Below are 13371 nucleotides of genomic sequence, written 5' to 3'. Positions count from 1 at the left end.
AGTGCAAAAATCAATGTAATTTTGCACTCAAAAGTTATTGTATTTTTTGTTTTTGAACCTCTAAAGTAAACCCGTTATATTTTTCCTATCTCTTTTTTCTTCTCTCCATATATTTCTTTTCTTCTGTATTTTGGTGCAAATACTACATGATATTTACATCTCCATTTAGTATGTGCTAAACTATTACTGTCCATTTAGGGCAGACCTCCTTTGATTTTAGATTTGGCTGACGAGACCATCTCTATTTTATCAAAGTGAGGTTTTTTTGTTCATCGCTTAAGCTATTCTGAACACACCTGCACAGCAGGTGGTTTTCATAAATGACAATAAAAAAGTAAATCCTCTTAAAAGAGAATTTACTTAAGCCAAACTTTTGATATAAATAATAGCACAACAAAGAATATTAATCCAAGCGCTATAAAGATAGGCACAAACACCTGAAATCCAGCTATAATCATAGCAAAAATATCCTCATATGTAACTTGAAAATCATCTTTTTTTGATTTTAATTTACGTTTTAAAAGCCTATTTAATTTTTCACTCTTCATAATATCACCTCTAAATTTGCTATTAAATTAAATGGCATGCAACAAAATGCCCGCTTCCAGCATCCTTATATTGTGGAATTTCTTCTGAACATTTCTTACTAGCATATGGACACCTAGTGTGAAATTTGCAACCAGAAGGAGGATTAGATGCACTTGGTATATCACCTTTAAGTATTATCCTATTTCTCTTATAATCAGGATCTGGCACAGGTACAGCAGAAAGTAACGCCTTTGTATATGGATGAAGAGGTCTTTCATATATATCTTCCTTTGATGCAAGTTCTACAAGAGAACCCAAATACATAACTCCAACTCTAGTGCTTATATGTTTAACCACACTTAAATCATGAGATATAAATAAATATGAAAATCCCTTTTGTTCCTGAAGATCACAAAGTAAATTTACTATCTGAGCCTGTATCGAAACATCAAGTGCAGAAACTGGCTCATCTGCAACTATAAAATCAGGATTTAAAGCAAGTGCCCTTGCTATACCTATTCTTTGCCTTTGACCACCAGAAAACTCATGTGGATATCTTGAAATCTGATAAGGCGCAAGACCACAAATTTTCATTGTTTCAAGCACTATATCATTCACATTGCCTTTATCTGCCATACCATGATCTAAAAGAGCTTCTCCTATGATTTCGCCTATAGTCATTCTAGGATCTAATGAGCTATAAGGATCCTGGAATATAATTTGCATCTTAGGTCTAACCTTAGTAAGTTCTCTCTTACTCATAGAAAATATATCTTTATTTTCAAATTCAACTTTTCCAGATGTTCTTTCTATCAACCTTAAAATTGTTCTTCCGGTAGTACTTTTACCGCAGCCAGATTCTCCAACAAGTCCAAGTGTTTCACCTTTTTTAAGTTCAAAAGAAACATCATCAACTGCTTTGACATGACCTACAGTCTTTTGAAAAAAACCACCCGTTATAGGGAAATATTTTTTTAAGTGTTCAACCTTTAATATAGTTTCAGCCATTATTTTCCCTCCTCATAAAGCCAACATGCAACTTTATGTACATCATTAACCTGTACCAAATGCGGCTGCTTTTTACGACATATATCTTTAGCCTTTTCGCATCTTTCACAAAAATAACAATTTTCTGGCATGCCTACTGGGTTAGGAACCTGTCCAGGTATAGAATACAATCTGTCAACTTTATCATTTATTGATGGTTTTGATTTAAGCAATCCTACAGTATACGGATGCAGCGGATTCTTAAATAATTCATGCACAGGAGCCTCTTCAACAACCTTTCCAGCATACATGACAACAACATAATCCGCCATTTCTGCAACAACACCCAAATCATGTGTTATAAGCATAATAGCTGTATTCAATTTCTTTTTTAGATCCCTCATAAGATCAAGAATCTGCGCTTGAATAGTAACATCAAGAGCTGTTGTTGGCTCATCAGCAATTAATAATTCAGGATCACAAGATAATGCCATTGCTATCATAGCACGCTGTCTCATACCACCACTTAATTCATGAGGATAAGAATCAAATATTGAATCTGCTCTAGGTATTCCTACTAATTTCAAAACATCTATTGAAGCTTTTCTAGCTTCTTCTTTTGATAATTTTTTGTGAAGCATTAAAGATTCGGAAATTTGATATCCAATCGTAAATACAGGATTTAATGATGTCATAGGTTCCTGGAATATTACTGATATTTCATTTCCTCTTATCTCTCTAAGTTCATCTTCTGATAAATCCAGGAGATTTTTCCCCTTAAATATTATCTCACCAGAAACGATCTTTCCAGGAGGACTTGGTATTAATTTCAAAATTGACATAGATGTTACACTTTTTCCACAACCTGATTCTCCAACAACACAAACAGTTTCTCCCTGTCTTATATTGAAGCTTACATCGTTGACAGACTTTACAACACCAGACTGTGTGTAAAAGTATGTACACAAGTTTTTTACTTCCAACAATTCTTTTGCCATTACTTCGCCCTCCTACCTTCTAAGTTTTGGATCAAGTGCATCTCTAAGTGCATCTCCAATAACATTAATTGCTATAACAGTCAAAAATATACCAACGCCTGGTGGTATCCAAAGCCATGGATAATGCTGCAATGTATACAAATCGTTAACAACTTGTATCATATTTCCCCAGGAAGCAGTAGGTGGTATAACTCCAAGTCCTAAGAAACTAAGTGCAGATTCAGCAAGTATATTCGAACCTACTCCAAGTGTTGCTGTTACAATTATAGTTGGCAACGTATTAGGTAAAAGATGCTTAAACATCTTTCTTCTATCTTTAATTCCAAGTGCTTCAGCAGCCTGCATATATTCTTGTTCTCTAAGAGATAAAACCTCTCCTCGTACGAGTCTACAAAGCTGTGGCCAACTAAGAAAGGCTAAAATAAACATCAACCAAATAATTCTGGCACCCGGCTGAACATGAAAGTCAGACATCATAGCACCTAAAACTATTAAAATTGGCAAATAAGGTATACATAAAAATATATCAGCTATTCTCATTATAATAGAATCTATTATTCCACCATAATATCCTGACACTACACCAAGTAAAGCTCCTAATAAAACTTCTATAATAACAGAAAATACACCAACTGCAATTGATATTCTTCCACCATACATAAGTCTTGTAACTACATCTCTTCCGAGATCATCAGTTCCTAAAAGATGCTTTACATTAGGTGCCGCCTTCATTGCACCATAATCTATACCATTTTCAGCATATCCAGTTATAAAAGGTCCAACAATAGCAAATAAAACAATAAATGCTATAACAAATAATCCAACAATAGCAAGTTTGTTCTTTTTAAAGTTGTTCCAAACAATTTTGCCAGGAGTTAAAATATTTTCTTTTTGTTCTTTTTTCACATCAATCTTAGTTTCCATATTAACCCCTCCTACTTAAGTTTTATTCTTGGATCAACTAGAGCATAGCATACATCCGCCAACAAATTTCCAAGTAAAGTAAACACAACCATAATCATATTTATACCCATTAAAACACTATAATCTCTATCATTAATAGAAGTTACTGTAAGATTACCAATTCCAGGCCAAGCAAATATTTTTTCTGTAATTACAGCACCCGAAAATAATGTTCCAATGCTCATTCCAAGTATTGTAACAACTGGTATCATACCATTTCTAAGAGCATGTTTATATATAACTACTTTTTCCCTTAATCCCTTTGATCTAGCAGTTCTTATGTAATCTTGTTTTATTACTTCCAGCATACTCATTCTAACATATCTCATAAGACTGGATACATTAATTAATGTTATAACAATACCTGGCAAAACCATATGATATAAAACATCACCCAAAAGCTTAAAACCTTTATAATACTGCCCTGTACTTGTCATTCCCGACACCGGAAAAGCATGTATATCAACAGCAAGCCATTTCATGAGAAGTAATCCCATAAAAAACGATGGTAATGATATACCAATGAGTGCAATAACAGTAAAAATATTATCAAAAATAGAGTATTGCTTTGTTGCAGATATAACTCCAATGGGAATAGCTATAATTATAGAAATTATAAATCCTGTTAATTGAAGATAAAATGAATTCCAAAGATACATATTTAAAATATGTGAAACTGGTTGATTAAGCTTTATAGATTCTCCCAAATCACCATGTAAAAAGCCAACAAACCATCTTAAATACTGCATCAATTTAGGTTCATCAAGATGATATAAATGTCTAAGTTGTGCAACCTTTGCAGCAGACATATGTGGATTTGCTGCAACCATAGAAGACACTGCATCCCCTGGAGCTAATGCAAAAATCATAAATATTAAAAATGAAACTCCAATTAATACCGGTATCATTTGAAGCAGCCTTCGTGCTATGTACTGTCTCATTAATTTTCCTCCAATCCAAAACTATGCCCGGCAGCTAACCCTGCCAGGCATATAAACCTTTATTTAATTTCTGCTTTCCAAAAATAGTTAGTATAATCTTTAAATGGTGTAGGTTCAATTCCAGTTATTCTAGAACTTATTGCATACATATCATTTCTTTCATATAGAGGTATTACTGGCATTTCATCAGCAAGTTTCTTGTAAAGATCATGGAATACTTGTTTTCTACTATTTTTGTCTAAAGTAGTTAATTCCTTATCGCACAAAGCATCTACATCTTTATTTGAGTATTTACCATAGTTCTGAGTTCCATTTGTCTTAAATGTTGACGCTTGGTCTGGATCAGCAGTGCTGAATGATTGACCCATAAATGACATTTCAAAATCACCAGCCATTGTTTTGTTAAGTACTTGTTTAAATTCCATAGGTTCAGCTACAAAGTTAATTCCTAACTTTTTGTAATTTTCCTTTGCAATTGGAACAAACTTATCATTTACACTATTACCTGTAGATTGCAAGAAATGAATTTCAAATTTCTTACCATCTTTTGTTCTTATTCCATCAGATCCTTTTTTCCATCCTGCTTCATCAAGAAGTTTGTTAGCCTTATCTGGATCATATTTGTAATTTGTTACGCCTGTAGTATCATATGCCCATGAAACAACTGGTAAAGGTGTATTAATAACCTGTGCGTATTTACCAAATACAGCTTTATCTATATTAGTTCTGTCAAGACCATAAGTTAAAGCCTGACGAACTTTTACATCACTAAACATTGGGTTTGTTGTATTTAAGTTGATTATTCCATAACCCCAAGTAGGACTTATACGCATGTTGATAAATCCAGCATCTTTAAGTTCACTAACATTTTCTTCACTACAAGTAGGATCTGTAAGATCTATACCTGCTGTTTTAAGTTCCTGAATATTTGTATCATCAGTAACATTTTTAACTATTATATGTTTAATTTTAGGTTTTCCCTGCCAATAATTTTCATTGGCATCAAAGTCATATTCCTGTCCATCTTTCTTAGACTTAAGTATCCAAGCTCCTGAACCCATAGGAGAATTTTGTAATGCATCTACAGATGAAACATCTCCAGGTTTATAATTTTTACCATAGTAATCTTTTGATAATATCATAGTATGTGCAAGAGTATAAATTGCAGTTGCATTTTTTTGCTCAAGTGTAATTTTAACTGTATTCTTATCTATAACTTGTATTCCTTCAAGGTCTTTTGTCTTTCCTTTATTAAAATCTTCCCATCCTTTAATATAAGTTGTTGTTGGGTCAAACATTTTTCCTTTATAGCTTGGGTCTAATAAATACATGAAAGTAAATTTAACGTCATCAGCAGTCATTTCTGTACCGTTGCTATATTTGATTCCATTTTTTATTTTAAATGTATAAGTTAATCCATCTGATGATGTAGTCCAAGTTGCTATCCCTGGTGTTGGAGTACCATCATCATTTAAATTTCCAAGACAATCAAACATCATTTCAGTTAAATAATAATTATATGAATTACTTGTTAAATAAGGTATAAGGTTTCCTGAATCTGGTGCCACCATACCAATTACCATAGTATCTTTTCTGTTTTTAGCAACACTAGGCAATTTATTAGTATCTTCTGCTTTTATTACTGTTACATTTGCCTTAGTTAAATCTGTTTTCTTTTCATTGTCACTACTTGTTGTAGTAGAGCTTGACTGACCGCATGCAGTTAATAATACTGATGCACTCATTACTGCTGCAAGAGCAGAAACTAATGTCTTTCTTTTCATTATTTTTCCCCCTTAAAATTTACTTTAAATTTTATAATATAAAAACAATTTAAACTTAATTTACTAAAATATGTTTAACATCTTTATATAATAATTTATATTTAATGTATATATTTATATGTATAATCATTAAAAATTACCTATATAAAAATTAAATCTAAAATGTTTTTCATTTTTAATAATACTTATATTACCATCTTTCTTTTTTTTGGTCAACCCCAACGAATCCTTAAAAAACGTTTACAGTTCATGGATTACTTATTTGATGATTATCATATTTGAATAAATACACCTTCTTTTATTCATTTTACATATATATTATATATTTAAATATTTATCTAATGCACTTACAAGTATCATATTTTACAGGTATCTTATTTAATATAAGTTTAATTTCCTTATTTTCGATGTATATTTAAGATTTTATATTTTGCATAAATATTATCAAAAATGAATAAATATTTTTTTGAAATATTTTTTTTATATATTTTTCTTTATCAAAGTGGTAAGTCGATTATCCAAGAGCTATATCTTTGATAATTTATCAATTTTTATATTTAAAACTGATAAATAATAAATAAAATCATTTAACTTATAGGTTTATCTATGTGATTTATATTGTTTTGTACTTTAAAGTCTCATAAAATTATATATTTTTTCGTTGAAGCATTATATAATATTATAGATAATCTTATTCAAAATATATTATGGGGAGTGAAGTTCATGAGCATTTTTAAAGGCTCTGCCGTTGCAATAATAACACCTTTTACTGATAATGGAGTAAACTTTGACAAACTAAAGGATTTACTTAACTGGCATATTACAAGTGCTACAGATGCAATTGTAATTTGTGGAACAAGCGGAGAAGCCTCCACAATGACTTTAGAAGAAAAAAAAGAAACCATAAAATTTACTATAGATACAGTAAATAAGAGAATACCCGTAATTGCAGGAACTGGAAGCAACAATACTTCTGAAGCTGTTAAAATGAGTCAATTTGCAGAAAAAGCTGGTGCTGATGGTATTCTTGTTATAACACCTTATTATAATAAAACCACTCAAAAAGGGTTAATTGAACATTTCAAAGTGATAAATGATAGTGTAAATATACCAATCATTTTATACAATGTCCCTGGAAGAACCGGTGTAAATATATTACCAGAAACTTTATACAAGATGAAGGATTTAAAAAATATTATAGCAATAAAGGAAGCGAGTGGAAACATTAGTCAAATTGCAAAAATAAAGGCTTTATGCAAAGATAGATTTGATATATACTCCGGAAATGACGATCAAATTATACCAATACTATCCTTAGGTGGCATAGGCGTAATATCTGTTCTTGCAAATATCGCACCTAAAACAGTCCATGATATGTGTACATTATATATGGATGGTAAAACTAATGAAGCATTAAAATTACAATTAGATTCTTTAGCTCTAATCAATAGTTTGTTTATAGAGGTAAACCCTATACCAGTTAAAACAGCTATGAATCTTTTAGGAATGAACGTTGGAGATTTAAGACTTCCTCTGTGCAGCATGGAGGATAAAAATCTTAGTATTTTAAAAAATGAATTAAAAAACTATGGTATATTATAATATATTGAAACTAACTCAACTAAAAACTATATATGCATCATAATTCTTTTGATATTGGTATTTGGGGACATATATAGCTTAAGTTTTGCAGCGGTTTCACTAAAGATAAACCACTTCAACTATTGAAATTTATATGCACCATAATGCCAAGGGAACAGCATTTTAGTACAAATAAATTTCAAGTTTCAGATGGTTTATCTTTATATAAGACATTTAAAATAATAATTTCAAAAGATTATGGAGGTAAATTTATGATAAAAATTTTATTAAATGGATGCGGTGGAAAAATGGGGCACGCTGTTACAAACGCCGCTTGTGGTAAAGATGATATTTCAATTGTAGGTGGAATAGATAAATTTTCAACTGAGCATTTTTCTTATCCTCTTTTTAAAACTATAGACGAAGTAAATGTTCCTTGTGATGTAATCCTCGATTTTTCAAGACCAGATTCCCTCGATTCCATTTTAAACTATGCAGATAAAATTAAAGTTCCTATAGTTTTATGTACTACTGGCTACTCTGATAAGCAGCTTGAGAAAATAAAGGCTTTTAGCAAAGAACATGCAATTTTTCGTTCTGCTAATATGTCTATTGGCATTAACGCTTTAAATATAATTCTAAAGAAACTAAGCCAAATACTTTACGATAATTATGATATTGAAATAATTGAAAAACATCATAATCAAAAAGTTGATTCACCAAGCGGCACTGCAATTTTGCTTGCAGATACAATAAAAAATTCCATAAACGATGATAATATTTCATTTATAAATGGTAGAAATGGCATAAGTCCTAAAAAACATAATGAAATTGGAATTCATGCTGTTAGAGGTGGAAGTATTGTTGGTGAACATGAAATTTTATTTGCAGGGCAAGGAGAAACAATAGAGCTTAAGCATACAGCAATTTCAAGAGAGGTTTTTGCAGTAGGTGCTATTAAAGCATGTATCTTTATGGCTGACAAAACCTCTGGACTTTACGATATGGGAAATGTTTTAGAAGTATAGAGCTTTAAAAACTCCTTAGTAATATAATAATGAACAATAAAAGCAAACTTTTATTGTTCATTATTTTTCTATATATGCATTTTTAAAATCAACTATTCCAAATCTATTTATACTTAAAGCTTTTACATAATCTTTTTTAGCCCTTGTTATACTCAATTGATATATAGGAATTATAGGCATATCATCCATAATTACACTTTCGGCTCTTCTTATTTCCTCTTCCTTATCATTTTCTGTATTCTTATTTCTAGATTGCATTACTAAAGTGTCATATTTTGAACTGCTGTATCCTCCAAAGTTTTCTCCTCTTCCAGTTACAAAAGCATCTAAAAACACCATCGGATCAGAATAATCACCAAATATATTTTCTAAAGCCATATAATAGTCTTTCTTTGAAATTTGCTCATTAAATTTCTTAGTATCATATCCTACTAATTTAACATCAATGTTTAAATTACTCTTTAGCATATCCTTTATAATTTTCACTGTATTACTGTTATTTTCTTCCTTTATATACATTATGCTTAATTGTGGCATACTAGCTTTCTGTGAATATTCCTTAAAAAGTTCTTTTGCTTTTTTCGTATCACCATCTGCACTGTAGTATGCTCTGCTAAATGTATTACCCTTATTATCTTTGACATCTAATGGTATCAAACTAACTGCCGCTTTTCCATTACTACCAGAAACCTTGCTTGCTATTATACGCCTGTTAATCCCTAAAGAGATTGCCTTTCTAAGCCCAAGATCTTGGATCTTCTCTAAATTAATACTTAAATAGCCTAAACCTTCACACTGATATTCCTTAGCTTCACCATTTTTTATCAATTTTTCAATTTCCCCACTAGGTGGATAATCTATGATATCGACTTTACCTTCCTTATAATTTTTATAGTATTTTTGTGGATTTTCTTGAAATGTAAATTTAAGTTTATCCAATTTAACACTTTTTTTATCCCAATAATTTTTGTTTTTTACCAATATCATATTTTTATTTTTTTCCCATGAGTTAATTACAAATGCTCCATTACTTATATTTTTATTGCTTTTACCTCCAACCATTTCCTTTCTAAATGGCATAAAGGTTTGTGAAGCAGCCGCTGTTAAAAATTTAGAATTTGGAGTTTGAAGAAGTATATTTAAGGTATATTTATCTATAGCCTTCACTCCAACTTCATTCTCTGATATTTTTCCTTTATTATAATCTTCTCCGTTTTTTAAGCAGTATAATTTGTATGCATATGGAGAACCTGTAGCTGCATTTAATATTCTTTTCCATTGGTATTCAAAATCATATGCCGTTAATGGTTTTCCATCAGACCATTTTGCATTTTTTCTTAAAAAAAAGGTGTAGTTAGTATTATTTTCGGTAACATTCCACTTTTCAGCCACACCATTTTCTATTTTTCCTTTATCATTTAATTTAGTAAGTCCTTCAAATATATTTTCAATTACATTATTCCCCTCTAAAGAATTGTTAAACGCTGGATCTAAGGACTCAGGCTCATTTATTAAATTGTAAGTAATACTTTGTTTCTGCTCTTTATTTTTAGAAGTACTTTTACAGGATGATAATTCCAACGCAATAATTACTGCTAAAAAAATTGAAACCGCCTTAAATCTGGAATTTTTCAATTTTATGCACCATCCTTTCTATATAAAAATAAATCTCGTCTATTTATTTTCTCCTAAATCCATAAATTTTATAATCAATTTTGAAAATAAAAAGTACGAAGTAACAACATTTTAAAATGTTGTTACTTCGTATAAAGTAAAATCAAAAATATTTCTCTATAGTTTCCTCAAAAATACCTTAAAAACACAGCTATTAAATTAAGCTAATTATCACTAAAACAGGCTTTCCTTTTTTATTTTATTTTAAAAATTCTTTTTAATCCACTTATCTATTCTATCTATACTGATTTTAAGTTCTTCTATGCTGTATGCATATGAGATTCTAGCAAATCCTTCTCCATTTTTACCAAAAGCAGAGCCAGGTATAATTGCAACCTTTGCTTCTTTAAGGAGTCTATCGCAAAATTCTTCACTTGTTAAGCCATATTTCTTAATACTTGGAAAGATGTAAAATGCACCTCTAGGAAATCCAACCTCAAAACCTATATCTTTCAAGGCTTTGTACATGTAATCTCTTCTTTTTTTAAACTCATTTTTCATATATTCTACATCAGGTAGACAGCTTTTAAGACCTTCATAAACTCCATATTGAGATATTGATGCTGCACATGTTACAGCATACATATGGGTTTTCATTATGCCTTCCATAATTTCTTCAGTTGCACATACATATCCTACTCTAAGCCCAGTCATTGAGAAAGTTTTTGAAAATCCACTTATTAAAATAACCTTATCTCTAATATCCTCATACTGAGCTATAGAATAATAATTGTCTTCATAACATAGTGCACTGTACATTTCATCAGTTACTACCAAAATATCATTATCTCTTATTATTTTGTGTAATTTTTCTGCACCTTCCTTGTCGAGTATAGCTCCAGTTGGATTACATGGATATGACATAACTAAAACCTTAGGTTTCTCTTTTAATATTATATCTTCAATTTGTTTATAATCTATCTCAAAGTTTTCTCCTACCAAATCATAATTTATAATATTTGCACCATAAAGCTTAGCACAATTTATATATCCAGGAAAAGCCGGATCTGGTATCATTACCTTATCACCAGAATCAATGATAGCAGCAAGTGCTGACATTATACCTTCAGCTCCACCAACCGTAACACAAATTTCATCCTGGCTATAATTTATATTAAAACTTTTAAGATAATTTGCTATTTCACTTCTAAGCTCTGGTATTCCTGGATTTGGAGTATATACAGTTTTATTTTCATTAACTGCTCTAATAATTGCTTCTTTAATTTTTTTCGGAACAGGAAAATCTGGCTGTCCTAAAGTAAGTGAAATTGCTCCTTTAACCCCTGATACCTTATTATGAAATTTTCTTATGCCAGACATTTCTATTCTCTGAGTATTTTTAGATAATTTACTACTTTTCAAACTTATGACCCCCTAATATTCGATTCCTTTTCTTGCAGTTACCCCTTTTTCAAAATAATGTTTTATCGGTTTCATTTCAGTAACAAGATCTGCCTTATTTATTATGTTTAAAGGCACATTTCTTCCCGTAAGAACTAATTCAACATTCTTTGGCTTTGATTCCATTAGCTTTAATATATCCTCTTCACTTAGGAGCTTGTTTCCTAATGCTCCCATAACTTCATCCATAATAAGAATATCGCATTTTTGATTTTTTAAAACATCCATGCAAAAGTTATATGCTCTTCTTATCTCAATTTTTAGTTCCTCTTTTTCCTCATTATTTAAATTCCAGAAGAAATCCCTTTCCTTCTCAAATCTAAAAATCTTAAAATACGGTTCAAGTTTTTTTATACTGGCTAATTCACCTGTCTCACTGCCTTTTAAGAACTGAACCATATACACTATCATTTCATTTCCCGCTGCTCTCATACCAAGTCCAAGCGCTGCTGTTGTTTTTCCTTTTCCATCGCCCGTATATATTTCTATAAATCCTTCTTTAATATGATTCATATTTAATCTTCTCCATATTTTTTTAATTTGACAAGTCGCTTTTTTTATGTATAATCATTAATAATTTAGTACAATAATGATTATTTTAACTTATTAATAATAATTTATACAATATTTTTATATTTATATGATTATTTATGATAAAATATAAATTGATATACATATATTATAATTTACTAGTCTAAATTTGTAAATTATAATATGACAATATACTTATATTGAGGAGGCTACATATAATGAACTATGATTTAACAAATCCATACGAAATCGCTAAATACATAAAAGATGCAAAAAAAACAACTCCATTAAAAGTTTATGTTAATGGAAATTTAGACGATTGCGAAGCTAATAATGTTGATTGCTTCGGTACAAATAATTTTTATGTAATATTTGGAGAAAGTGAGAATGTAACAAATTTTCTCCAAAACAACAAAAACAAAATCAAAAAATTCAGAGTAGAACAAGATAGAAGAAATTCAGCTATTCCTTTAATTGATTTAACAAAAATTGATGCTCGAATAGAACCAGGTGCTATTATAAGAGATAAAGTTTCAATAGGCAAAAATGCTGTAATAATGATGGGTGCTGTAATAAATATAGGTGCTGAAATTGGTGATGGCGCAATGGTTGATATGAATGCTGTAATTGGTGCAAGAGGTAAAATCGGAAAAAGAACACATGTTGGAGCTGGAGCTGTAGTAGCAGGCGTTCTTGAACCCCCAAGTAAATCTCCCTGCGAAATAGGTGATGATGTTTTAATAGGAGCTAATTCTGTTATATTAGAAGGAGTAAAGATAGGTGATAAATCAGTAATTGCAGCTGGTTCTGTAGTTGTTGAAGATGTTCCAGCTGGCGTTGTTGTTGCAGGAAGCCCTGCAAAAATAATAAAAACAGTTGATGATAAAACCAAAGACAAAACAAAAATAATGGATGATTTAAGAAAATAAAACAATGTAAAAACAGCATTAATTTT

At 30.5% G+C, this 13371-nt stretch carries 12 protein-coding genes and 1 pseudogene; 3 read left to right on the top strand and 10 right to left on the bottom strand.

Annotated features, from left to right (window positions below; genetic code table 11):
* Positions 1-77: 77 nt before the first annotated feature.
* From ACJDT4_RS10395 to ACJDT4_RS10365, 7 genes and pseudogenes are all read right to left on the bottom strand, one after another.
* Positions 78-194: pseudogene (locus ACJDT4_RS10395) on the bottom strand (transposase); the annotation flags it as partial.
* A 162-nt stretch (positions 195-356) separates the two neighbouring features.
* Positions 357-548, bottom strand: coding sequence for a hypothetical protein (locus ACJDT4_RS10390; RefSeq protein WP_406787494.1), 192 nt, complete (start codon positions 546-548; stop codon positions 357-359).
* A gap of 22 nt (positions 549-570) precedes the next feature.
* Positions 571-1536 (bottom strand): ABC transporter ATP-binding protein, encoded by a 966-nt coding sequence (locus ACJDT4_RS10385; protein WP_406787493.1) that lies wholly within the window; start codon positions 1534-1536, stop codon positions 571-573.
* Positions 1536-2513, bottom strand: coding sequence for an ABC transporter ATP-binding protein (locus ACJDT4_RS10380; RefSeq protein ID WP_406787492.1), 978 nt, complete (start codon positions 2511-2513; stop codon positions 1536-1538). The genes ACJDT4_RS10385 and ACJDT4_RS10380 overlap by 1 nt, the downstream gene beginning before the upstream one ends.
* A 12-nt stretch (positions 2514-2525) precedes the next feature.
* Positions 2526-3437 (bottom strand): oligopeptide ABC transporter permease, encoded by a 912-nt coding sequence (gene opp4C, locus ACJDT4_RS10375; RefSeq protein WP_406787491.1) that lies wholly within the window; start codon positions 3435-3437, stop codon positions 2526-2528.
* A gap of 11 nt (positions 3438-3448) precedes the next feature.
* Positions 3449-4417, bottom strand: a complete 969-nt coding sequence (locus ACJDT4_RS10370; protein ID WP_406787490.1) for an ABC transporter permease — start codon at positions 4415-4417, stop codon at positions 3449-3451.
* A 59-nt stretch (positions 4418-4476) separates the two neighbouring features.
* On the bottom strand, positions 4477-6201 hold the full coding sequence (locus ACJDT4_RS10365) for an ABC transporter substrate-binding protein (protein ID WP_406787489.1): 1725 nt from the start codon (positions 6199-6201) through the stop codon (positions 4477-4479).
* Positions 6202-6924: 723 nt separating this feature from the next.
* Here ACJDT4_RS10365 and dapA point away from each other — a divergent pair.
* Entirely contained in the window at positions 6925-7803 is an 879-nt protein-coding gene (gene dapA / locus ACJDT4_RS10360; RefSeq protein WP_406787488.1) for a 4-hydroxy-tetrahydrodipicolinate synthase, read from the top strand.
* A gap of 251 nt (positions 7804-8054) precedes the next feature.
* Entirely contained in the window at positions 8055-8810 is a 756-nt protein-coding gene (gene dapB, locus ACJDT4_RS10355) for a 4-hydroxy-tetrahydrodipicolinate reductase (protein ID WP_406787487.1), read from the top strand.
* Between the two features lie 60 nt (positions 8811-8870).
* On the opposite strand, the gene ACJDT4_RS10350 is transcribed toward dapB, so the two are convergent.
* The 3 genes from ACJDT4_RS10350 to ACJDT4_RS10340 form a co-directional block, all read right to left on the bottom strand.
* On the bottom strand, positions 8871-10445 hold the full coding sequence (locus ACJDT4_RS10350; RefSeq protein ID WP_406787486.1) for a peptide ABC transporter substrate-binding protein: 1575 nt from the start codon (positions 10443-10445) through the stop codon (positions 8871-8873).
* Between the two features lie 243 nt (positions 10446-10688).
* Positions 10689-11804, bottom strand: a complete 1116-nt coding sequence (locus ACJDT4_RS10345) for a pyridoxal phosphate-dependent aminotransferase (RefSeq protein WP_406787499.1) — start codon at positions 11802-11804, stop codon at positions 10689-10691.
* Between the two features lie 54 nt (positions 11805-11858).
* Positions 11859-12398 carry a cob(I)yrinic acid a,c-diamide adenosyltransferase gene (locus tag ACJDT4_RS10340; protein WP_406787485.1) on the bottom strand — a complete coding sequence of 180 codons (540 nt, stop codon included), beginning with the start codon at positions 12396-12398 and terminating at the stop codon, positions 11859-11861.
* 236 nt (positions 12399-12634) lie between these two features.
* On the opposite strand from ACJDT4_RS10340, the gene dapD reads away from it, so the two are divergent.
* Positions 12635-13345 (top strand): 2,3,4,5-tetrahydropyridine-2,6-dicarboxylate N-acetyltransferase, encoded by a 711-nt coding sequence (dapD, locus tag ACJDT4_RS10335; RefSeq protein WP_406787484.1) that lies wholly within the window; start codon positions 12635-12637, stop codon positions 13343-13345.
* Positions 13346-13371: the final 26 nt, after the last annotated feature.

This window comes from Clostridium neuense (assembly GCF_045310695.1).
GTDB lineage: Bacteria > Bacillota > Clostridia > Clostridiales > Clostridiaceae > Clostridium_S > Clostridium_S neuense.
This window is presented reverse-complemented; position numbering and strand designations above follow the sequence as displayed.